This window comes from Pseudomonas sp. NFACC16-2, assembly GCF_900119205.1.
Lineage (GTDB): Bacteria > Pseudomonadota > Gammaproteobacteria > Pseudomonadales > Pseudomonadaceae > Aquipseudomonas > Aquipseudomonas fluorescens_Q.
Genome location: NZ_FPIX01000002.1, coordinates 90370 through 112587, shown reverse-complemented (window position 1 = coordinate 112587; position 22218 = coordinate 90370). Strand labels below are relative to the sequence as shown.

Below are 22218 nucleotides of genomic sequence, written 5' to 3'. Positions count from 1 at the left end.
TTCCCTTTGCGCCCCTGGAGACCTCACATGCCTGACTTCTCTGGCTTGCCGTTGGTGATCGAGCCGAACGAGCTGCTGCCGCGCCTCGACGCCCGCGAACTGATTCTGGTGGACCTGACCAGCGCCGCCCGCTACAGCACCGGCCATATCCCTGGCGCCCGCTTCGTCGACCCCAAGCGCACCCAGCTGGGTCAACCGCCGGCGCCGGGCCTGCTGCCGGCCAAAGCCGACCTCGAAGCCCTGTTCGGCGAGCTCGGGCACAACCCGGACGCGGTCTACGTGGTCTATGACGATGAAGGCGGCGGCTGGGCCGGGCGGTTTATCTGGCTGCTGGATGTGATCGGTCACTCGAACTATCACTACCTCGACGGCGGCTTGCTGTCGTGGCTGGACGAAGGCCTGCCGGTGTCCGTCGAAGTGCCTGCGCCCGTCGCAGGCCCGGTCAGCCTGACACTGCACGAAGCGCCCACCGCCACCCGTGAGTACCTGCAAAGCCGTCTCGGTGCTGCCGACCTGGCGATCTGGGACGCTCGCGGCCCGCTGGAGTATTCCGGCGAAAAAGTCGTCGCAGCCCGAGGCGGGCACATTCCCGGCGCGGTCAATTTCGAATGGACTGCTGGCATGGATCAAGCGCGCAACCTGCGCATCCGCAAGGACATGCCGCAAATTCTCGAACGATTAGGCATCACGCCCGACAAGGAAATCATCACCCACTGCCAGACTCACCACCGCTCCGGCTTCACCTACCTGGTGGCCAAGGCGCTCGGTTATCCACGGGTCAAAGGCTATGCCGGTTCCTGGGGCGAATGGGGCAACCACCCCGACACACCCATCGAGCTTTGAAGGTTCTTAAGGACAATTAATGAAAAACCGTTTGTTCATCCTCACTCAGTACCTGCTGCCCCACCACCTGTTGTCGCGGTTGGCCGGCTGCATTGCCGAATGCCGCGTGCGCTGGTTCAAGAACGCCTTCACCGCTTGGTTTGCCAAGCGCTACCAAGTGGACATGTCCCAGGCACTGGTGGAAGACCTGACTGCCTACGAGCACTTCAACGCCTTCTTCACCCGCGCCCTGAAAGACGGCGCACGCCCGCTGGACGACACCCCGGGCGCGATCCTCAGCCCCGCCGACGGTGCCGTCAGCCAGCTCGGCCCGATCGAGCACGGCCGGGTCTTCCAGGCCAAGGGCCACAGCTTCAGCGTGCTGGAACTGCTGGGCGGTGATGCGGCCAACGCGGCGCCGTTCATGGGCGGCGATTTCGCCACCATCTACCTGTCCCCCAAGGACTACCACCGCGTGCACATGCCACTGGCCGGCACCCTGCGGGAGATGGTCTACATCCCTGGGCGGATTTTCTCGGTCAACCAGACCACCGCCGAAAACGTTCCGGAGCTGTTTGCCCGCAACGAGCGCGTGGCGTGCATTTTCGACACCGAACGCGGGCCGATGGCCGTGGTGCTGGTGGGCGCGATGATCGTGGCCTCCATCGAAACCGTCTGGGCCGGGCTGGTGACGCCGCCCAAGCGCCAGCTGAAAACCTTCCGTTATGACGAAGCCGCCCGCGCGCCGATTCATCTGGAAAAAGGCGCCGAACTGGGTCGCTTCAAGCTGGGTTCGACGGCCATCGTGTTGTTCGGCCCGGACCAGGTGAAATGGGCCGAAGGCCTGGTGGCCGGTTCGCCAGTGCAAATGGGCCAGGGGCTGGCGCTGCCCAAAGACTGAGTAAAAGATCAAATGTGTGCGAGCTTGCTCTCGATGGCGATGCAACAGTCACCTCGATGGCGACTGACCTGGCGTCATCGCGAGCAAGCTCGCTCCCACAGGGCATCCAGCATAGATAGCACCTCCTTCGGCTACAGCTGCTAGAGTTGGAACATCACGTTTATTTCCCGCCGGAGCCCGTACACGGCATGAATGAGACCAGCCCTCTCCAGTTATTGCGCGTCCTGACCCCGACACAATCAAGTCTGTCGTTCTGCGATGCTACGCCACGGGACCTCAAGCGCTGGATCGCCAACCTGCCCAAGGCCAACATCGGCGAAACAGCCCGCCTTTTGTACCAAGCCCTTGGCGAACTCAACCAACTGCTCACGCCCAGCGACAATCGCCTGCAACTGCTCGAGCTGCTGCGGCCCGAGGTGTATTACGTCTGCAAGCACCTGGAGCGGCACTTCCTGCAACAGGCCATCGTGCTGGATGAGCGCTCGCGCAAGATCGTCAACCTGTGCCAGGCACTGCAAACCCAGCTGGCGATGGGCTACAAACAGATCGTGGCGCGTATCGCATCGAAATACACCAAGGACCGAGCCCGCCTGCTGAGCACCGCGCTACAACGGGCGATGCATGCCCTCAATGGTCCGCTGCTGCGTGCCAGTCAGCTGTACAGCCCAGTGCCCGAGGGGTTGTGGCTGGACTTGCATCAGTTGCACCGCATCGCCTGCCTGCACCGGTTGCAGCACCTGAGCGTGAGTGACGAACTGGCCAGTCAGGTTCATCAACTGACCCCCGAACAGACCTATGTCGTTGCCCTGTTGCTGGGAGCGTCACGCAGCAATCAACTGCGCCAGAGCCAAATCGGGCGGCTGACCGAAGTGCTCGAAGCCTGGAGCCAGTGGGTCAAGCTGGATCCCGCCAGCAGCACTGCCAGTCTGTTTGCGGTCGCTCCGCAACTGGATGTCGGGCCACGCTACCGCTCCAAGTTCCGGGCCGAACAACAGCCAACCTTGCAGGGCTTCGACCCACAGCCCCTGGTGCGCGCAATTGCCACGCACCTGGAAGAACCTGCCGAGCAAAGCCTGCCGGTACCCGGCGGCATGAGCGTCGATACCTTGCATCACCTGCAAGCCGCTTGGGGCGAAGCAGCGGAACGCAGTTTCCAGCGCACCGAGGGCAATGGCACGCTGACACTGTGCGTGGGCATGAGTGCGCTGCACTACTACCTCGGCGGCGAGCGCTCTTTCAACGAAATCCTGAATAGCCCCACCACCCGCAAGGCCCGCTTCGAAGCCTCATCAAGCAAGACAAACGACACCTGGGGCCAGGCCTTCGACGCCGCCCCCGCCGGCGACAGCGACCTGCTGCCCTATGAAGAAATCGAGTACCCGGTCAACCCGAGCGATGATGACGGCAGCCACTCCGACAACCAGCATCACTTTCCCACCTACGACCTGCCGATCATCAACCACAGCCCCGGCGGCTACTGCCTCGGCTGGCCCAAGGAAGTACCGGAACAGCTGCAAGCGGGAGAAATGATCGGCATCCGGGACACCAGTGACCAAGCCTGGAGCGTTGCCGTGGTGCGTTGGATCCGACAAGTGCGCAACGGCGCCATGCAAATGGGCATCGAACTGGTGGCACCGCATGCGCAGCCTTGCGGGCTGCAACTGGTCCGGGAAGAAAATGAGCACGGTCACTACCTGCGCGGGTTGTTGCTTCCCGAGATCAGCGCCATTGACCTGCCCCCGACCATGATCGCCCCACGCCTGCCTTTCCAGGAAGGCCAGCGAGTGCTGATCAATACCAACGGCCAGGAACGCCGCGCCGGCCTGGACCGCCGGGTGACCAGCACCCACAGTTTCAACCAGTTTTCCTATCACTCGGAAGACTCAACCGAAACCGAGGATGGCGGCGACCAGGAAGGGAATTTTGATTCGTTGTGGAAGTCGCTCTGAACAGCCAACACACAACCCTATGTGGTGAGGGGATTTATCCCCGCTGGGCTGCGAAGCAGCCCCAATACAGTCAACTTCAGCCAGCCTGACACAACGAGGCGTTAGATTTTGGGGGGCTGCTGCGCAGCCCAGCGGGGATAAATCCCCTCGCCACAGATGAATGCCTCTAAAAGATTGCGGCAGACTCGAATCAGAGCTGCCCATCCCGATCCCTGAAACCCAACAGGTACAACACCCCATCCAGCCCCAGGGTGGAAATCGCCTGCCTGGCCGATTGCTTGACCAACGGCTTGGCGCGGAACGCCACGCCCAGGCCCGCTATCGCCAGCATCGGCAAGTCGTTGGCACCGTCACCCACAGCGATGGTCTGCTCCAGGCGCAGGCCTTCTTTTTCAGCCAGTTCACGCAGCAGGTCCGCCTTGCGCTGGGCATCGACGATCGGCTCGACGGCCACGCCGGTCACTTTGCCATCCACCACTTCCAGTTCGTTGGCGAACACGTAGTCGATGCCGAGCTTGGCCTGCAACTGCTTGGCGAAGTAGGTGAAGCCGCCGGACAGGATGGCGGTCTTGTAGCCCAGGCGCTTGAGTTCGGCGAACAGCGTCTCTGCGCCTTCGGTCAGGCGCAAGGAAGCGCCAATGGAATCCAGCACGCTGACGTCCAGGCCCTTGAGCAGCGCCAGGCGCTCCTTGAAGCTGGCGCGAAAGTCCAGTTCACCGGCCATGGCCCGCTCGGTAATGGCTGAGACCTTGTCGCCCACGCCGGCCGCCTTGGCCAGTTCGTCGATGACTTCGGCTTCGATCAGCGTCGAGTCCATGTCGAACACCGCCAGGCGGCGGTTGCGGCGGAACAGCGAATCTTCCTGGAAGGCGATGTCGACGTTCAGTTCCTGGGCCACGCTCAGGAATTCAGCGCGCAACGCCTGGGGGTCGGCTGGCTCGCCGCGCACCGAAAACTCGATGCAGCCCTTGCCCTTGTTGTCCGGGGTATCCAGCGGCATGCGCCCGGACAGTCGGTCGATGTGATCGATGTTCAGGTCATATTTGGCGGTGATGGAACTGACGCGCTGCAATTGCTCGGCGGTAACCTTGCGGGTCAACAAAGTAACGATGTGGCGCTTCTTGCCCTGGCCGGCCACCCAATGCCGGTAATCGTCCTCGGACACCGGGGTGAAACGCACCTGTTGGTCAAGCTTGTAGGCGGTGAACAGGATGTCCTTGAGCACCGACTTGCCTTGTTCAGCGTCCGGGATCTCGACCAGGATGCCGAACGACAGCGTGTCATGGATCACCGCCTGACCAATGTCGAGAATGTTCACACCACCCTGGGCCAGAACGCCGGTAATGGCCGCAGTCAGACCCGGACGGTCGCTGCCAGTGATGTTTATCAGGACGATTTCGCGCAAGGCGCACCCCCGCAGGTGGAAAAAAACCGCATTCTACCCACATTCAGTGACCATCGGGCACCGTCAGTGCTTTGCCGGTCATGGGGCTGTCGCTATACTGCGCGTCAATTTCACGGACAAAGAGCCGAGCTCAGTGAACCGGCCCACGCCAGTCAAAACCGACAACTTCTTCCTGCTGATCTTCCGTGCACTGCGCCACCGTCGTGTGCCGATTGCATTGCGCATTGCCAGCCATAACGTGATCCTGGTCGCCCTGGCCCTGGTCATCTATGCCTGCGTGATGGGTTTGCAATTCAAGCAGGCGATGCACGAGCAGGCCGACGCCCTGGGTGAAAGCCTGACCACCCAGACCGCCACGTCCGCCACCGAGCTGCTGGTGTCCAACGACATCCTCAGCCTCAACGTGCTGCTCAACAACCTGACCAAGAACAAGCTGGTGGCCCACGCCGCCATCTACAGCGTGGACAACCGCATCCTCGCCGAGGCCGGGCAGCGGCCCAAGCCCGGCCTGCTGGGCGAATCCGGCGGCATGTACCAGAGCAAGATCACCTTCCAGGACGTGACCGCCGGGCAACTGCGCATCAGTCTGGACATGGACCAGTTCCAGCAGCCGATGACCATCAGCCTGCAAAGCATGGGCATCCTCAGCGCGATCCTGCTGGCGCTGGCTTTGGCCCTGAGCCTGCGCCTGGGCCGGCACATCTCCACGCCGCTGTTGCAATTGCGCGTCTGGCTGCGGGACATCGACGAACACACGCCGGCCACCCAGCGCCAGGACGAAATCGGCGACCTGGCCCGGCAACTGCACGCCAGCTTCGCGCCGGAGCCTGAGCCCGTGCCGGAACCTGAAGACATCGACTACGTGGACGACGAGGCCGAGCCGGGCTTCGAAGTGCGCAACCTGCGCGACCCGGGTTTCGACGAAAGCCCGCCGATGCCGACCTCCAAACCGGCGCCACGCCATGTGGTGCGCGCGGTAGAGGATGAGGAAGACGACGACGCCTTCGCCGAGCTGCGTGACGAGTCGGTCGATGGGGCGCCCCGGTCGGTCGTCAAGCCTGCGGCTTCGAACCTGCCCCAACACAGTGCCGTACTGGCCGTGCAACTGGGCGCCCAGGACCAACTGCGCCGCCTGCCCCAGGCACGCCTGAAGGAATTGCTCGAGCGCTACCGCGACTGCCTCGACCAGGCCGCATCGCTCTATCAGGGCGAACTGCACACCCTGAACGATGGCAGCACGCTGATGCTGTTTCACACCGAAGACAGCGGTGACGACTACCTGACCAACGCCATTTGCTGCGGTGAGTTGCTGCGCGCCTTGGGCCACCAGTTGCAGATCGAAGTCGCCGACAGCGGCATCACCCTGCAACTGCAATTGGGCCTGACCCTGGGCGATGGCTTGTTTGGCCTGAGCCAGATCGACCTGCTGCTGACCGAAACCGCCCAGGACGCCCTGGCACTCTCGCAACACAGCCGCAACCTGCTGCTGGTGGAGCGCAAGATCAACGACGACGCCCTGATCCGCCAGCGCGCGCGTATCCGCCCCATCGCCAGCCCCGAAGGCGCGTGCTGCGTGGAACGCTTGATGGAGCCTTATCCATCGATGCTGGAGCGGCAGTTGGCACGGATGCATGAACGCCAGGCCTGACGCTCAGGACGTGAAATGACCAAGCCCGCAGATGAGTGATTGTCTGCGGGCTTTTTTGTTGCCTTCAGCGTCGCCATCGCGAGCAAGCTCCCACAGTGGATCTCTGCAAAACCTGTGGCGAGGGAGCTTGCTCCCGCTGGGCCGCGAAGCGGCCCCAAAACCATTCAAAACCGCTGAACGCGGGCCTGAGGAAAGTGATTGTCTGTGGGCTTGTCTGTCGCCTTCAGCGCCGCCATCGCGAGCAGGCTCCCACAGGGAGATGTCTGCAAGCCTCAGACCCAGTGTGGGAACTTGCTCGCGATAGGGCCGGCCCAGGCCCCAGAGATCCAACCGGCAGAAACGACAAAGCCCGCATCAATGCGGGCTTTGTCGTATATCCGGTCCAACCGTCAGAACCTGAACACTTCCATGTCCGTACGAATCGGCAAGGCCATGGGGATCTTGTCCTTGTCCTTTTCTACCGGCTTGGCCGGGGCAGGAGCGGCCTTGCGTGGGACTTCTGCAATAGGTGGCTGGTTAGCCAGGGGCTTGAGCGACACGGACAGCTGTTCGGCCAGGCGTTGCAGGAGCACGCCCTGGGCCTGGACCTGTGCCGCGGTGCTGCCGGCATGCTGCTCTTGCAGATGAACGATGCGGTTTTCACGCACCTTGCCACGACGGTCGATCAATCGCCATTGGGCATCGAGCACAGCCGGCTGGGCTTTACCCGAGTCCAGGCGGGTAATCGACAGCAGCACCTGTACATCCGGGGTGAAGCCTTGGGTCGCGGGTGCCAGCACCACACGCTGGCTGTCCAGATGCCCGGCGACCTGGCGCAGCAGCAACTGATCGATGTCAGAAGACAGGCTGCCAGCCCAACGACCGTCAGTGGCGGCCTGCAGGCTGCCGTCCGGTTGGCGTTGCAATAACGTTTCACGTTGCAGGTAGTCGGCGATCAGGACCGGCCCCAGCAATACTGCCATGCCTGTGCTTTGTGCAGGCTGGGCTGGAGTTCCGCTGTCCAGTTGGTACAGCGACACTGGCTGGTTCATGCTGCAGCCCGCCAGGCCAAGCAGGCCGGCGAGCCACAAAATAGGGAGGCGCAGAGCAGTCATCGTTCCGTCCAGGTGGCAGCCACAAGGCTTACCACAATGAAAAAATACTCGGTCATTATGAAGAACGCTCGGCCACGCCGGCGCTTGAAAGGGCCTATCATCCGTGAATATGCGCGCCGACTCCAGCGCGAAAGTATCGATCTGCGGCATTTAATCGCAGACCGAGCCCTCTAGTACGCCTAATTGAGGTTTTCGACGAGCAGCGCATCGACTCGCTGAAATCCCCTTGGAAGCTTGTTGCCCCGCCGACCACGTTCACCCTTGTAATGCTCAAGATCGTCAGCCTTCAACGAAAGCGTGCGCTTGCCTGCCTGTAGCACAAGCGTGGCACCTTCCGGCAACACTGCAATATCCGTGACATATTCCTCACGGCTGGCGACCCGTTCGCCGGAAATACCAATAATCTTGTTGCCCTTGCCTTTACCCAACTGCGGCAGGTCGCTGATCTTGAACACCAGCAACCGGCCTTCGGTAGTGACCGACGCCAGCCAGTTGCTCTCCCGATCGGCCACCGGCCGTGGCGCAATCACCTTGGCGTTGTTCGGCAGGCTCAACAACGCCTTGCCCGCCTTGTTCTTGGCTTGCAGATCTTCGCCCTTGACCACGAACCCGTAACCCGCGTCCGATGCAATTACGTACAGTCCTTCATCATCAGGCATCAGCACGCATTCAAAAGTTGCACCCGGCGGTGGCGTTAAACGACCGGTCAGCGGTTCGCCCTGACCACGAGCCGACGGCAGGGTGTGGGCTGGCACCGAATAGCTGCGCCCGGTGGAGTCGACGAATACCGCAAACTGGTTGGAACGCCCTGCCGCCAAGGCCTTGAAGCCGTCCCCGGCCTTGTAGGAAAGCCCCGTCGCGTCAATATCATGACCTTTGGCGGAGCGCACCCAACCTTTTTCTGACAGCACGACGGTCACTTTCTCGTTCGGCAGAAGATCGTGCTCGCTCAGCGCCTTGGCTTCGGCACGCTCGACGATTGGCGAGCGACGGTCGTCGCCGTAGGTTTCGGCGTCCTTGAGCAGTTCGGTGCGTACCAGCTTCTTGAGCTTGGCTTCGCTGCCCAACAGGGCTTGCAGCTTGGCCTGCTCCTTGAGCAACTCATCCTGCTCGGCGCGCAGCTTCATCTCTTCCAACCGCGCCAACTGCCGCAGGCGGGTGTCGAGGATGTAGTCGGCCTGGATTTCGCTCAGGGCAAAACGCTCGATCAGGCTGGCCTTGGGGTGCTCCTCGGTGCGGATAATGTGGATCACTTCATCCAGGTTGAGGTAGGCAATCAGCAAACCGTCCAGCAGGTGCAGGCGACGCTCGACCTTGTCCAGGCGGAATTGCAGGCGCCGGCGCACGGTCTTGACCCGGAACTCCAGCCACTCCACCAGCAATGCCCGCAGGTTTTTCAACTGCGGCTTGCCGTCCAGGCCGATGATGTTGATGTTGACCCGGTAGCTGGACTCCAGGTCGGTGCTGGCGAACAGGTGCTGCATCAGCGCGTCGTGGTCGACTCGGCTGTTGACCGGAATGATCACGATGCGGCACGGGTTTTCGTGGTCGGATTCGTCGCGCAAGTCAGCCACTTGCGGCGCTTTCGACGGTTTTGCCTGCATCATCGCGGCAATCTGTTCCAAGACCTTGGCCCCGGAGACCTGATGCGGCAGCGCCGTGACAATGATGTCGCCGTCTTCAACGTGATACACGGCGCGCATGCGCACCGAACCACGGCCGGTCTCGTAGATTTTCAGCAGGTCGGCACGTGGGGTGATGATTTCCGCTTCGGTCGGGTAGTCCGGCCCCTGGATGTGTTCGCAGAGTTGTTCCACCGTGGCTTTCGGTTCGTCGAGCAGACGCACGCACGCCGTGGCCACTTCCCGCAGGTTGTGGGGCGGCACGTCCGTGGCCATGCCCACGGCGATGCCGGTGGTGCCGTTGAGGAGGATATTCGGCAAACGTGCTGGCAAGACCAAGGGTTCGTCGAGGGTACCGTCGAAATTCGGCCCCCAATCCGCCGTGCCCTGGCCCAGTTCGCTGAGTAGCACTTCGGAATAGCGAGACAGCCGTGCCTCGGTGTAACGCATGGCCGCGAAGGACTTGGGATCGTCCGGCGCACCCCAGTTACCCTGGCCGTCCACCAGGGTGTAGCGGTAGCTGAACGGCTGGGCCATCAGCACCATGGCTTCATAGCAGGCCGAGTCGCCGTGAGGGTGGAACTTACCGAGCACGTCACCGACGGTACGCGCCGACTTCTTGTGCTTGGAGTCGGCGTCCAGTCCCAGCTCACTCATGGCATAGATGATCCGCCGTTGAACCGGCTTCAAACCATCGCCGATGTGCGGCAAGGCACGGTCCATGATCACGTACATGGAATAATTGAGGTAGGCATTTTCGGTGAAGTCAGCCAGCGATCGGCGTTCTACGCCGTCTAAGCTGTCTGCAAGAATGTCGCTCATGCGGGCCTCATCAGTTCGTTGTCTGGCGCAGCAGCATGGTGCCGTCGCGCTGGGTAAATTCAAGTTTGTTCAGGGCGCTCATGCCCAGCAGCACTTGCGTGCCACCCAGGCCTGGCGCCACCAGGGCACGGACATCGCGCAAGACGATGTCACCCAATTGCAGCCGGTCGATGCGGGTGCGATAGCCCTCGCTCAAACCGTTGGCGGTACTCAACGTCACGCCGAAACCTTTTTCCAGCTTGAGGCGCTCGGCCAACTCCACCGGAATCGCCACGTCGGTGGCGCCCGTGTCGAGCATGAAATCCACCGGTTGGCCGTTGATCTGGCCGCTGGCGACGAAATGCCCCTGCCTATTGCCGACCAACTTCACCTCGATAAATCCTTCGCCTCTTTGCGAATACACCTGGGCATTGGGATTTTGCTGGCGCTGTTCCCATTGGGCAAAAAATCGCGTTGCCAGGAACAGCGCCGCGCACCAGGCCAATATCATCAACACCCGGCCAGCACGCTTGCCCGCCGGCTGACTCATGGCGAGGCGCCCCAGCCACCGTCCGGCGCGGCGAAGCGCCAGATGATCGGCCGCGTTTCGCCGTCGGCGCGGGCACCGTCGTTGTTGTCCAAGCCGACCCAGGCGCCCTCGGCGTCCACGACCAGCGCCTCGGCCAGCCCATAATCCTGGGAATAACGCCGACTGTCCTGCAACGCCTCGGCGGCGAACGACCAGCACCGTTCCACCTGGGCGGTCTGCTGGTCACGCCGACAGATCTGAAAGGCGTTGCGCTCCAGGGTAAACAGCTTGCCATTGAACAATGACAGATCAGCGAAGTCCCGCGAAACTGCCTTGGCCTTAGGGAATTGCGCCGGTTGCATCTCCAGCCCGGCTTCGCTCAGCAACACGCAATTGCCATCGCAGTCCCACACCGTTTGCTGGCGCTTGATCTGCAACAGACCGCGCCGCTCACGCTCCGCCGCCAGCCACAGCTGATCACCCGCCGGGTTGATCGCCAGGCCTTCGAACAAGGCGTTGAAATGCAGCAACATGCCACTGCCTCGGGCCTGACGGATCATTGTCGGGGCGATTTTCAACCAGGAGGCGTCTCCCGACGGCGACACTTGCAACACCGCGGCATGAGACTCGCTGACCACATAACGATTGCCAGCACTGTCGCAACTGATGCCTTCGAAATCCAGCTCACCACCACGCAGGAACGACGCCGCCCAGGTCCGGGAACGCAAGCCCCAGGGCAAACCGCTGTCGGGTACCTCGGGCACCTCGATTTCAACCACTTCGGCTTGCCAGACCGGCGCATCGACGGGCTTGAGGCGGTAGATCCGGTCATCGTCGCGATCGGATACCGTCCACATTTCGCTGCCGCACAGCGCCAGTCCCGATAGATTGCCGCCGCGCATGCCATCGACGGCATGCTCGGACAGCAACTTCAGTTCCGGTGCAGGCCCTGCAAGCACACCCCCCGCCCACAGCAACAACGCCAGGGCGAAACCGTTGCGCATCAGGCCAGCACCTCGGCCAGGTCCCCTTTGGATTCGAGCCAGGACTTGCGGTCGCCGGCGCGTTTCTTCGCCAGCAGCATGTCCATCATTTCCGACGTCGCTTCGAAATCATCCAGGGTCAGTTGCACCAGGCGACGGGTGTTCGGGTCCATGGTGGTTTCACGCAGTTGCGGCGGGTTCATCTCGCCCAGCCCCTTGAATCGAGTGACCTGTGGCTTGCCGCGCTTCTTCTCGGCCACCAGGCGATCGAGGATGCCGTCACGCTCGGCCTCGTCGAGGGCGTAGTAGATTTCCTTGCCCAGGTCGATCCGGTACAGCGGCGGCATCGCCACATAGACGTGACCGGCGTCCACCAGCGGGCGGAAATGCTGGACGAACAAGGCGCAGAGCAACGTGGCGATGTGCAGCCCGTCGGAGTCGGCGTCGGCGAGGATGCAGATCTTGCCGTAGCGCAGCTGGCTCATGTCCTCGGCGCCCGGATCGACGCCGATGGCAACGGCGATGTTATGCACTTCCTGGCTGGCCAGCACTTCGCTGCCGTCCACTTCCCAGGTGTTGAGGATCTTGCCCCGCAGCGGCAGGATCGCCTGGAACTCCTTGTCCCGCGCCTGCTTGGCCGAACCACCGGCGGAGTCACCTTCGACCAGGAACAGCTCGGAACGCATCGGGTCCTGCCCGGCGCAATCGGCGAGCTTGCCCGGCAAGGCCGGCCCCTGGGTGATGCGCTTGCGCTCGACCTTCTTGCTGGCCTTGAGACGACGACCGGCGTTGTTGATCGCCAGCTCCGCCAGGGCCAGGCCGGTTTCCGGGTTGGCGTTGAGCCACAGGCTGAACGCATCCTTGACCACCCCGGAAACAAACGCCGCCGCTTCACGGGACGACAGGCGTTCCTTGGTCTGACCGGAAAATTGCGGCTCCTGCATCTTCATCGACAACACGAAGGCGATGCGTTCCCAGACGTCTTCCGGTGCCAGCTTCACGCCACGGGGCAGCAAGTTGCGGAACTCGCAGAACTCGCGCATGGCATCGAGCAAGCCCTGGCGCAAGCCGTTGACGTGGGTGCCGCCCTGGGCCGTAGGGATCAGGTTGACGTAGCTTTCCTGGACACTTTCGCCGCCTTCAGGCAACCATAAGAGCGCCCAGTCCACCGCCTCCTTGTTACCGGCCAGGCTGCCGCAGAACGGCTCGTCGGGCAGGCGTTCGAAACCGCTGACCGCGTCCACCAGGTAAGAGCGCAGACCGTCCTCGTAATGCCACTCGACTTTCTCGCCGGTGGCCTTGTCCTCGAAACTGACCAGCAACCCCGGGCACAACACGGCCTTGGCCTTGAGCACGTGCTTGAGGCGGCTGACAGAAAACTTCGGTGAATCGAAATACTTCGGGTCCGGCGCGAAATACACGCTGGTGCCGGTGTTGCGCTTGCCAACGGTGCCAACCACTTCCAGCTCGGCGGCCTTGTAGCCATCGGCGAAGGTCATCTGGTATTCGTTGCCGTCACGCTTGACCCGCACCCGCACCTGGGTCGACAAGGCGTTGACCACGGAAATACCCACCCCGTGCAGACCGCCGGAGAACTGGTAGTTCTTGTTGGAAAACTTGCCGCCGGCGTGGAGCTTGGTGAGGATCAGCTCGACACCCGACACACCCTCTTCAGGGTGTATGTCCACCGGCATGCCGCGGCCGTCATCGCTGACTTCCAGCGAGTGATCGGCGTGCAGGATGACCTGCACCGACTTCGCATGCCCGGCCAAGGCTTCGTCGACACTGTTGTCGATGACTTCCTGGGCGAGGTGGTTCGGCCGACTGGTGTCGGTGTACATGCCGGGGCGCTTGCGCACCGGGTCGAGGCCCGAGAGGACTTCGATGGCGTCTGCGTTATAAGAGCTAGCGCTGGGAGTGGCCATGGGGTCTCGTCGTCAGTGTTCAGTGAAAAAGGGGCGATGGCTCACAGCGACGTGAAGTCGATCGCCTGGTACAAATCGGCGCCAATGCCGGCAAAACTCAACAGTGCCGGCAACTGCTGGGCAAACCCTTGGAAACTGTGGTCGCCGCCGGCCTGGATGCGCAAGGCACAGGCGCGGTAATACTGCTGCGCGTGGCGATAATCCAGCGTTTCGTCCCCGGTTTGCAACCATACCTGAAACCGCTGCGGATCCCGGGGCGCCGGCACGTCCAGTTCGGCCAGGGCCGTGACGTGGTCGTGGGTCAATTCCCAGGTTTCGTCGGTGTACAAATTCTTCTGCGTGCCCAGGTAACCGTCAAACATCCGATGCGGGCTGACGGCTGGGTTGATCAACAGCGCCTTGAGGCCGTGGCGTTCGGCCAAGTGAGTCGCATAGTAGCCGCCGAGCGAGCTGCCGACCAGCAGCGGCCGCCCCAGTTGTGCAATCGCCTGTTCCAGCTGACCGATGGCCTGGCGGGGGTGGTGGTGCAGGGCTGGGACTTGTAGGCGGTCGCTCAGGCCCAATTGCGCCATTACGTCGATTAGCTGGCGGGCTTTGGTCGAGGCTGGGGCGCTGTTGAAGCCGTGGATATAAAGGATAGAACCCGACATTGCCGACTCCCTGGGTGTTGGGCAAAGGCCGGAGTTTACAGGGAGTTTGTGGGGGTTTGGGGGTGATCTGTTCATACAAGACAACACAAAACCCTGTGGCGAGGGGATTTATCCCCGCTGGGGCGCGAAGCGGCCCCCTTCAGCTGGATTGGGTACATATCCATTTCTGCGGTAACGGCCACTTAGGGTTCCGCCCTGACGGCGGGTCACTTTCGAAAAGCGCGAAAGTAACCAAAGCGCTTCTGCCCCACCACTCGGCACCTCGCCTAGGCTCGGTGTGCCCTCACTCCGGCATTGCTCCGTGGGCCCGCTGCGAAGGGCCATCCATGGCCCAGCGCAGCTATCCCGGCATCCATGCCGGGATGCCCACTCCACAATGCCTGCGTTCGGCCAGCGTGGTTAACGGGGCGCCGAGATCAACGTCCGACGCGAGGCGGCCTGAGAGCCGGCCTGGTTTAGGGTGATCGCGTTTCTCCAGTGCGAGCTTGCTCGCTTTTGCGCGCGGTGTGGTCAGGGTTGTGTATTGACGTTGTCCAGCATCCGATTCGCCAACAAGGCACCCAGCTCGATCAGTTGCTGAATGCCAAGGGCAACATGGCGTCGCGAGCCTTTCAGGTCGAAGGCAAGGTCGCTGACCATGGCATCGGCTGAGGCCAGGGTTTCGCTGAGGTTGGCCAGTAGGCTTTCGGTGTCGACGCCGTCCACGACGGTGAACAGTTGACCTGAGGGCTTTTTCTTTTTGGCTTGAGGTTTGGGGTCGAGATAGTGGTCGATGACGCGCTTGGCGGCTTCATCGAGTTTTTGGGGATCGAGCCCGGCGTGGGCTGATGAGGGATCGGTTTCGGGGGGATTGGGTGTTGCCTTGAACATGGTACAGCTCCTTTTGCGTAATGGAGCCGCCACATCCCGTTTCCAGGCGAGAGGGTGGCAGCTATGCGCGGGCTGGAAACCGAGGCAAAAGTAAAACCCGGCAGACTCGAAAGTCTCCCGCGCACAGCCGCCATAATGCAGAACTGCGCACGCAAAAAAGCGCCGCAGTATCTCATGTGGCGCGCTGTTGCGCCTTTTGCTAATCGGGTTTCCAGGCCCGGCCGCTGAATTTGCAGCGACGGAAAAAGGTTAGCGACAGCCCTTCCCACCCGGCAACCGCCAGAACTCGTCGGAAAAATCTACTTGAATCAGAAAGTGTGTCCGACCATTCCCACAAACCCTGGTCGGCTGTAAGGCCGTCTTCGCGAGCAAGCTCGCGAAAGCGGTGGGTCAGCTTGCATCAGCATTGAATGTGCCGCCGTCTTCGCGAGCAGGCTCGCTCCCACAATTGGATCGGAGTACGACTGGGAGAGCCAGGCCGGCTCTCAGGCCGCCTCGCGGTGGACGTTGATTTCGGCGCCCCGTTAACCACGCTGGCCGAACGCAGGCATTGTGGAGTGGGCAACCCGGCATGGATGCCGGGTTAGCCGCGCTGGGCCATGGATGGCCCTTCGCGGCGGGCCCACGGAGCAATGCCGGAGTGAGGGCATGCCGAGCCTAGGCGAGGCACCAAGTGGTGGGGCATAAAGCGTTTTGCTTACTTTTGCGCTTCTCAAAAGTGAGCCGCTGTAAGAGCGGAACCGCCAGTAGCCGTTACCGCAGCAATGGATATGTACTCAACCAAACCTCAGTACCCGTCGGACTCATAGTCCGGAGTAAAAGCAAACCCAACCACCCGCTCAACCCCCGTCTCCAACCGCCCATCCGGCCAAAGCCGCAACCACCGATACCCCGGCGCCTGCGAGCCGACCGCAAAATCCTCACTCCCCGGCTCGAACTGAATACAAGTCGAAGGCGAAGCCAACAAACGAACCCCCTCGCGCACCCGGTCAACCTCCTGATGCACATGCCCCCACAACACCGCCCGCACCTGAGGAAACCGATCCAACACCGCAAACAAAGCCTCCGGATTACGCAACCCGATAGGCTCCATCCACACACACCCAATCGACACCGGATGATGATGCAGACACACAAGGTGATGCCGCTCCGGCGCCTCACTCAACGCATTGGCCAACAGAATCAACTGCTCCTCAGCCAAAAACCCCGGCACCGACCCCGGCACGGCCGAGTCCAGCATCGTCACCCGCCAATTGCCAACATCCACCACCGGCTCGAGCAGCGTACTCTGGACCGCCGCCTCCAGCATGACCTGCGGCTCATCATGGTTACCCGGAATCCAGCGCGCCGGCGCATCGATTCGCCCGCTCATCTGCCGAAACGCCTGATAGGACTCCAGCGTTCCGTCCTGGGACAAATCTCCCGTGGCCAGCAGCAGGTCGATGTTCGGCTGCTGCTCGAGCACCAGGTCAATGACCGCCCGCAAACTGTCGCGGGTATTCATGCCCAGCAACGAGGCATCGGCCTCGGCGAACAGATGGCTATCGGACAGTTGGACCAACAACGCCGCATCGGCAGTGGTCAAGCTGGATACGCTCGGCAAATCGCTTTCTCCCAGGCGCAATCACGCCGTTGCATGAAGCGGCAATTATGCTGGGGGACGATCGAAAGGGGAAACCCGCGAACCGGAACCGGTTCACAACTACCGAACGACTTCGAACTCGTGGCCCAGCGCCAGGCAATGACTCAGCCACTCGCCCAGGAACAGGTTCAACTGGGCCTTTTCGTCCGGCTGGTGCATTGACGCATTGGGATAAGGATAGATGCCGCGAAAGCGTCGCGCATGTTCGGCACTGACGACTTCGGCCATGCGCGCATCATGATAGACCTGAACTTCCAGCTGCGGCACCGGTAGCCAGGGCAGGCTGTGCTCCTGGCGTACCTGCAAGGTCGTGGTGTACGGGCAGGTCTGCAGCACTTCGAGGGCCAGCACGCCGAGCATCTGGTCGCCGTGGGTCACGGCGATACGCCGCGGCACCGGATCGTTGCGCATGTCCGGCAACAAGCGCATCAGGCGGGCGTAGTTGGCCTCGCAGGCGGCCTGCAACCCCACCAGATCGACGCGATAGCGATCGCGCAGCTTGTTCAGGACCATAACCCCCTCACTTCCTCGCGGTTCAAGGCCAGCCATTGCAGGGCGATGATGCTCGGTGCATTGCAGATTTGTCCGTCGCGCACAGCTTGCAGGGCATCTTCGAAAGACCAGACCTTGACGCGGATATCTTCCGCCTCTTCCGCCAGGCCATGCAGCCCGCCCGCCCCCGTGCTGTCGCAACGCCCCAGGTACAAATGGACGAATTCATCGCTGCCGCCCGGGGATGGAAAATACTTGGTCATCGGCCAAAGCGCAGCGAAGGCAAGCCCAGCTTCCTCCTGCGCTTCACGATGAGCAACTTCTTCCGGTTGTTCGTCCTTGTCGATCAGGCCGGCCACCAATTCCACCAGCCAAGGGTTGGCGACCTTGTCCATGGCGCCGACGCGAAACTGCTCGATCAACACCACTTCATCGCGCTGCGGGTCGTAGGGCAACACGCACACCGCGTCATGGCGCACGAACAATTCACGGCTGATTTCGCGGCTCATGCCACCGGCGAACAATTCGTGACGCAAGTGCACACGATCGAGTTTGTAGAAACCCTGGAAGCAGCTCTCGCGCTTGACAATGTCCACGGTGCTCGGTGCGGCGTTGGCGAAATCGGTCATGACAATCCTCGTGTGCAATGGATCAATACGAGGTTCCAACCTCGGCTTCGCGCCATCCTAACGCGCCCGTACCGTTTGATGCAGCCCCTTTCCACTCATCGGGATGGACGGCAGAAGGTGAAAGAACTCTAATGAGCTTAGTGGCGAACTGATTGTCCTGCTGGCAGTCGAAGCGGGTAACTTTTCGCCTTTCCCTGTTCCATGAAGGACGCCCATGTCGCTTTTCAAAACTGCCTCCGTGGCCGCCATTGCCCTGACCCTGGGCGCTTGCCAAAGCCTGTTCCAACCCAATTACCGCGCACCGCTGGAAACCACCCGCGATGCATCGGAGCAACTGCAACAAGGATGCGCCAGTGCCGACTGCCCGTTGGTGAACATCGATACCCTGCACTTTCCCACCGAGCCTGCCCTGGACGGCATCGTCGAAAAACGCCTGCTGCAAATGACCCGCACCACCCCGGACGCCCCGGTTGCACCGACGCTTGCCGCCTATCGCGAGCAGTTCCTGCGCAGCGCCGCGCCCCGCAACAGCAGCTATTTGCAGGCCAAGGTACGTGAGCAACATGACGGCCTGGTGATCATCGAACTGTCCAGCTACCTGGACACCGGCGGCGCCCACGGCACGCCGGGCCGCGGCTTCATCAACTATTCGCGCCAGCAACACAAGGTTCTGACGCTGTCGGACATGCTGCTGCCGGGCCAGGAAGAAGCCTTCTGGAAAGCCGCCCAGGTCGCCCACAACAGTTGGCTGATCAGCACCAAGCTGGATCAGGAACCCGAGTTTTTGAAACAGTGGTCCTTCCAGAAAACCCCACACGTGGCGCTGACCTACGGCGGGGTGATCCTCAAGTACGAAGTGAGCACCATCGCCCCGTACGCCCTGGGCCACATCGAATTGAAGATCGCTTACCCACGCCTCAATGGCATCCTCAAGCCCGAGCTGTTCCCCGGCCGTAGCTGAAAGCCCGGCCCAGCAACAGTTGCAGCAACCCTGCCAGAATCAGCGAAGGCAGGGTTGCGCCGATGTCTGGATGGAAGTTGGCCAGCAGGTGATAAGTGCTCACCCCACCCAACCAGGCCAACAGGGCCGGCCAGCGCAACGCGGCTGATACCACTTGGCTGCTGCGCTTGCGCAGGATGAAGTGGTCCACCAGCACCACGCCGAACAGCGGTGCGAACACCGAGCCGATCAGCAACAGGAAGTTCTGGTATTGCGCCAACGGCGCGAAGCAGGCGATCAAGGTGCAGAGCACGCCAATCGCCAAGGCCAGGTGCTCGACCTTCAGCCCCGACAACATGCCACTGGAGACCGCCGCCGAGTGAATGTCGGCGAAGGCGTTTTCCGACTCATCCAGCAGAATCAGCAGCAACGGAATGCCCAACCCGGCGCCGGCCAAGGCTAATAGCAACGCATTGACTTCACCGCTCGGCGCGAACGCCAAGGTGTAGGCCACGCCCAGGCTCATCAGCCAGACGTTACCGATGAAGAACCCCACGGCCGTACCGCCGAAGACATTCTTGGCGCGTTTGCCGAAACGCGAGTAGTCGGCGATCAGCGGCAGCCAGGACAGCGGCATCGCAATGGCGATATCAAACCCCACCGCCAGCGGCATCGAGCCGTCGCCTGCCTGGGCCCACAACGCCGCCAGGTCAGCCTTGGCGAACAGGTTCCAGGTCAACCAGATGCACGCCGCCAACAGCAGCCAAATGCCCCACTTACGCAGGACTTTACGCACGAACGTCAGCGGCCCGCTCACCGCGAGCAGGGTCGCCAGGGCACCGAAGAACAGTGTCCACAGCAGTGGATTGGAGCCCAGGCTACCTTCGCTGAAGGCCCGCGCACCGAGCAGGCTCGCCGCATCGCGCATGACGATGATTTCGAACGAGCCCCATCCGATCAGTTGCAGCAGGTTCAACACCGCCGGCACGCTCGCGCCCTTGCCGCCAAGGCTGAGCTTGAGGGCCGCCATGGCCGACAGGCCGGTGTCGCTGCCGATCACACCGACGGCCGCCAGCAGCAGGACACCCACCAGCGTGCCGAGGAAAATCGCCAGCAACGAGCCGCTAAGGCCCAGGCCCGGCGCCAACAGGGCACCGACCTGCAAGACCATCAGGCCGATGCCGAGGGAGAACCACAGGGAAAACAGATCGCGGGCGCCGAAGACACGTTTGTCCGTGGGAATCGCGATGTCGGGGGAATAGGTGTTCAAGAGAGATATCTCAAGGGAAAAGGGTTGCAAGCGTCAAGCTGCAAGCCTCAAGCAAAAGCAGATCCTGCCCTTGCTTCTAACTTGCAGCTTGCAGCTTGCCGCTTAAACTTTCTTGTACAGCTGACTTCCTTCCTTCTTGAACCGCTCGGCCTGTTCCGCCAAGCCCTGGGCAACGTCCACGTCCACCGCCTCGATGCGTTGGTTGGCCGCGTACTCGCGCACTTCCTGGGTGATTTTCATCGAGCAGAATTTCGGCCCGCACATCGAGCAGAAATGCGCCACCTTGGCCGAGTCCTTCGGCAGGGTTTCGTCGTGGTACGAACGGGCGGTGTCCGGGTCCAGGCCGAGGTTGAACTGGTCTTCCCAACGGAACTCGAAGCGCGCCTTGCTCAAGGCGTTGTCACGGATCTGCGCACCGGGGTGGCCCTTGGCAAGGTCGGCTGCGTGGGCGGCGATCTTGTAGGTGATGATCCCGGTCTTCACGTCATCCTTGTTCGGCAGGCCCAGGTGTTCCTTCGGCGTGACGTAGCAGAGCATGGCGCAACCGAACCAACCGATCATCGCCGCACCGATGCCGGAGGTGATGTGGTCGTAGCCCGGCGCGATGTCGGTGGTCAGTGGGCCGAGGGTGTAGAACGGCGCCTCGTCGCAGCACTCGAGTTGCTTGTCCATGTTCTCTTTGATCAACTGCATCGGCACGTGGCCGGGGCCTTCGATCATGCATTGCACGTCGTGCTTCCAGGCGATCTTGGTCAGCTCGCCGAGGGTTTCCAGCTCACCGAACTGCGCTTCGTCGTTGGCGTCGGCAATCGAGCCAGGACGCAGGCCATCGCCCAGCGAGAAGCTGACGTCGTAGGCCTTCATGATTTCGCAGATGTCTTCGAAGTGGGTGTAGAGGAAGTTCTCTTTGTGGTGCGCCAGGCACCACTTGGCCATGATCGAACCGCCACGGCTGACGATACCGGTGACGCGCTTGGCGGTCATCGGCACATAGCGCAGCAACACGCCGGCGTGGATGGTGAAGTAGTCGACGCCCTGCTCGGCCTGTTCGATCAATGTGTCGCGGAACAGCTCCCAGGTCAGGTCTTCGGCCACGCCGCCGACTTTTTCCAGGGCCTGGTAGATCGGCACGGTGCCGATCGGCACGGGCGAGTTGCGGATGATCCACTCGCGGGTTTCATGGATGTGCTTGCCGGTGGACAGGTCCATGACCGTGTCCGAACCCCAGCGGATGCCCCAAGTCAGCTTCGCCACTTCTTCTTCGATGGACGAACCCAGCGCACTGTTGCCGATGTTGCCGTTGATCTTCACCAGGAAGTTACGGCCGATGATCATCGGTTCCAGTTCGGTGTGGTTGATGTTGGCCGGGATGATCGCGCGACCACGGGCGATTTCATCGCGGACGAATTCCGGGGTGATGACTTTCGGCACGCTGGCACCGAAGCTGTGGCCGGCGTGTTGCTGGTCCAGCAGGCCAGCGGCGCGGGCGACTTCCAGCTTCATGTTTTCGCGGATGGCGACGTATTCCATCTCGGCGGTGATGATGCCTTTGCGCGCGTAGTGCATCTGGCTGACGTTGGCACCCGGCTTGGCGCGACGGGGGTTGTTCACGTGGGCAAAGCGCAGCTTGGTCAGCTCGGGATCAGCCAGGCGTTCCTGGCCGAAGTTGGAGCTCAGGCCGGCAAGACGCTCGGTGTCGCCACGGGCTTCGATCCATGAAGAACGCACGTCGGCCAGGCCTTTGCGCACGTCGATGATCACGTTCGGGTCGGTGTAGGGGCCCGAGGTGTCGTACACCACGACCGGCGCATTGATTTCGCCGCCGAAGTCGGTGGGGGTCACGTCGAGGCTGATTTCGCGCATGGGCACGCGGATATCCGGGCGGCTGCCCTGGACATAGATTTTTTGCGAGCGGGTAAAGGGCTGGACCGATTGCTGATCGACTTGGGCCGATTCACTTAGGTTGGTCGCGTTTTTTGATTTTGTCGTCATCACGGGCTCTCCAGACACACATCCAGGCAGTGGATTTTTGTCGGAGCGAACCTG

The 22218-nt window shown here is 61.9% G+C and carries 18 protein-coding genes; 5 read left to right on the top strand and 13 right to left on the bottom strand.

The window, feature by feature from the left end:
- Window positions 1-27: 27 nt before the first annotated feature.
- From BT116_RS03595 to BT116_RS03585, 3 genes are all read left to right on the top strand, one after another.
- Window positions 28-843, top strand: a complete 816-nt coding sequence (locus BT116_RS03595) for a rhodanese-like domain-containing protein (RefSeq protein WP_072340119.1) — start codon at window positions 28-30, stop codon at window positions 841-843.
- A 19-nt stretch (window positions 844-862) separates the two neighbouring features.
- Entirely contained in the window at window positions 863-1723 is an 861-nt protein-coding gene (gene asd, locus BT116_RS03590; RefSeq protein WP_072340117.1) for an archaetidylserine decarboxylase, read from the top strand.
- Window positions 1724-1911: 188 nt separating this feature from the next.
- Window positions 1912-3672, top strand: coding sequence for a molecular chaperone (locus BT116_RS03585; protein WP_072340115.1), 1761 nt, complete (start codon window positions 1912-1914; stop codon window positions 3670-3672).
- A gap of 190 nt (window positions 3673-3862) precedes the next feature.
- Here the strand turns inward: BT116_RS03585 and serB are convergent, their stop codons facing one another.
- A complete protein-coding gene (gene serB, locus BT116_RS03580) occupies window positions 3863-5077 on the bottom strand; it encodes a phosphoserine phosphatase SerB (protein ID WP_072340113.1) in 1215 nt (404 codons plus the stop codon).
- Window positions 5078-5210: 133 nt separating this feature from the next.
- Here serB and BT116_RS03575 point away from each other — a divergent pair, with 133 nt between their 5' ends.
- Window positions 5211-6725, top strand: a complete 1515-nt coding sequence (locus BT116_RS03575; protein ID WP_072340111.1) for an AhpA/YtjB family protein — start codon at window positions 5211-5213, stop codon at window positions 6723-6725.
- A 389-nt stretch (window positions 6726-7114) separates the two neighbouring features.
- Here the strand turns inward: BT116_RS03575 and BT116_RS03570 are convergent, their stop codons facing one another.
- From BT116_RS03570 to BT116_RS03515, 10 genes are all read right to left on the bottom strand, one after another.
- Complete coding sequence (locus BT116_RS03570) at window positions 7115-7819, bottom strand: PqiC family protein (RefSeq protein WP_063323197.1); 705 nt, start codon at window positions 7817-7819, stop codon at window positions 7115-7117.
- A gap of 179 nt (window positions 7820-7998) precedes the next feature.
- Entirely contained in the window at window positions 7999-10263 is a 2265-nt protein-coding gene (gene parC / locus BT116_RS03565) for a DNA topoisomerase IV subunit A (protein WP_072340109.1), read from the bottom strand.
- A 10-nt stretch (window positions 10264-10273) separates the two neighbouring features.
- Window positions 10274-10792 carry a retropepsin-like aspartic protease family protein gene (locus tag BT116_RS03560; RefSeq protein WP_072340105.1) on the bottom strand — a complete coding sequence of 173 codons (519 nt, stop codon included), beginning with the start codon at window positions 10790-10792 and terminating at the stop codon, window positions 10274-10276.
- Window positions 10789-11775: an esterase-like activity of phytase family protein gene (locus BT116_RS03555; protein WP_072340103.1), complete on the bottom strand. Its 987-nt coding sequence runs from the start codon at window positions 11773-11775 to the stop codon at window positions 10789-10791. Before BT116_RS03555 ends, BT116_RS03560 begins: the two co-directional genes overlap by 4 nt.
- Window positions 11775-13679 carry a DNA topoisomerase IV subunit B gene (gene parE / locus BT116_RS03550; protein ID WP_072340101.1) on the bottom strand — a complete coding sequence of 635 codons (1905 nt, stop codon included), beginning with the start codon at window positions 13677-13679 and terminating at the stop codon, window positions 11775-11777. Before parE ends, BT116_RS03555 begins: the two co-directional genes overlap by 1 nt.
- Window positions 13680-13720: 41 nt before the next feature.
- Window positions 13721-14329, bottom strand: a complete 609-nt coding sequence (locus BT116_RS03545; RefSeq protein WP_072340099.1) for a YqiA/YcfP family alpha/beta fold hydrolase — start codon at window positions 14327-14329, stop codon at window positions 13721-13723.
- A gap of 510 nt (window positions 14330-14839) precedes the next feature.
- Window positions 14840-15199 (bottom strand): DUF6124 family protein, encoded by a 360-nt coding sequence (locus tag BT116_RS03535; RefSeq protein ID WP_072340096.1) that lies wholly within the window; start codon window positions 15197-15199, stop codon window positions 14840-14842.
- Window positions 15200-15986: 787 nt separating this feature from the next.
- Window positions 15987-16802 (bottom strand): 3',5'-cyclic-AMP phosphodiesterase, encoded by an 816-nt coding sequence (gene cpdA, locus BT116_RS03525; RefSeq protein WP_072340093.1) that lies wholly within the window; start codon window positions 16800-16802, stop codon window positions 15987-15989.
- Window positions 16803-16901: 99 nt separating this feature from the next.
- Entirely contained in the window at window positions 16902-17354 is a 453-nt protein-coding gene (locus tag BT116_RS03520; RefSeq protein WP_072340091.1) for a DUF1249 domain-containing protein, read from the bottom strand.
- Complete coding sequence (locus BT116_RS03515; protein ID WP_063323205.1) at window positions 17345-17962, bottom strand: NUDIX domain-containing protein; 618 nt, start codon at window positions 17960-17962, stop codon at window positions 17345-17347. Before BT116_RS03515 ends, BT116_RS03520 begins: the two co-directional genes overlap by 10 nt.
- Before the next feature lie 214 nt (window positions 17963-18176).
- Here BT116_RS03515 and BT116_RS03510 point away from each other — a divergent pair, with 214 nt between their 5' ends.
- Window positions 18177-18923, top strand: a complete 747-nt coding sequence (locus tag BT116_RS03510; RefSeq protein WP_072340089.1) for a DUF3298 domain-containing protein — start codon at window positions 18177-18179, stop codon at window positions 18921-18923.
- Here BT116_RS03510 and cytX read toward each other — a convergent pair.
- Window positions 18892-20172 (bottom strand): putative hydroxymethylpyrimidine transporter CytX, encoded by a 1281-nt coding sequence (cytX, locus tag BT116_RS03505; protein WP_072340087.1) that lies wholly within the window; start codon window positions 20170-20172, stop codon window positions 18892-18894. The two genes, BT116_RS03510 and cytX, sit on opposite strands and share 32 nt — an antisense overlap.
- A 102-nt stretch (window positions 20173-20274) precedes the next feature.
- On the bottom strand, window positions 20275-22164 hold the full coding sequence (gene thiC, locus BT116_RS03500) for a phosphomethylpyrimidine synthase ThiC (RefSeq protein ID WP_057448676.1): 1890 nt from the start codon (window positions 22162-22164) through the stop codon (window positions 20275-20277).
- Between the last annotated feature and the right edge of the window lie 54 nt (window positions 22165-22218).

Bases quoted from the DNA above. Each gene is read 5' to 3' on its own strand.
- BT116_RS03545 (WP_072340099.1), bottom strand. From the start codon at position 14,329: ATGTCGGGTTCTATCCTTTATATCCACGGCTTCAACAGCGCCCCAGCC.
- BT116_RS03585 (WP_072340115.1), top strand. From the start codon at position 1,912: ATGAATGAGACCAGCCCTCTCCAGTTATTGCGCGTCCTGACCCCGACA.
- BT116_RS03560 (WP_072340105.1), bottom strand. From the start codon at position 10,792: ATGAGTCAGCCGGCGGGCAAGCGTGCTGGCCGGGTGTTGATGATATTG.
- BT116_RS03515 (WP_063323205.1), bottom strand. From the start codon at position 17,962: ATGACCGATTTCGCCAACGCCGCACCGAGCACCGTGGACATTGTCAAG.
- parC (WP_072340109.1), bottom strand. From the start codon at position 10,263: ATGAGCGACATTCTTGCAGACAGCTTAGACGGCGTAGAACGCCGATCG.
- BT116_RS03555 (WP_072340103.1), bottom strand. From the start codon at position 11,775: ATGCGCAACGGTTTCGCCCTGGCGTTGTTGCTGTGGGCGGGGGGTGTG.
- BT116_RS03595 (WP_072340119.1), top strand. From the start codon at position 28: ATGCCTGACTTCTCTGGCTTGCCGTTGGTGATCGAGCCGAACGAGCTG.
- thiC (WP_057448676.1), bottom strand. From the start codon at position 22,164: ATGACGACAAAATCAAAAAACGCGACCAACCTAAGTGAATCGGCCCAA.
- asd (WP_072340117.1), top strand. From the start codon at position 863: ATGAAAAACCGTTTGTTCATCCTCACTCAGTACCTGCTGCCCCACCAC.
- BT116_RS03510 (WP_072340089.1), top strand. From the start codon at position 18,177: ATGTCGCTTTTCAAAACTGCCTCCGTGGCCGCCATTGCCCTGACCCTG.
- parE (WP_072340101.1), bottom strand. From the start codon at position 13,679: ATGGCCACTCCCAGCGCTAGCTCTTATAACGCAGACGCCATCGAAGTC.
- BT116_RS03570 (WP_063323197.1), bottom strand. From the start codon at position 7,819: ATGACTGCTCTGCGCCTCCCTATTTTGTGGCTCGCCGGCCTGCTTGGC.
- BT116_RS03520 (WP_072340091.1), bottom strand. From the start codon at position 17,354: ATGGTCCTGAACAAGCTGCGCGATCGCTATCGCGTCGATCTGGTGGGG.
- BT116_RS03535 (WP_072340096.1), bottom strand. From the start codon at position 15,199: ATGTTCAAGGCAACACCCAATCCCCCCGAAACCGATCCCTCATCAGCC.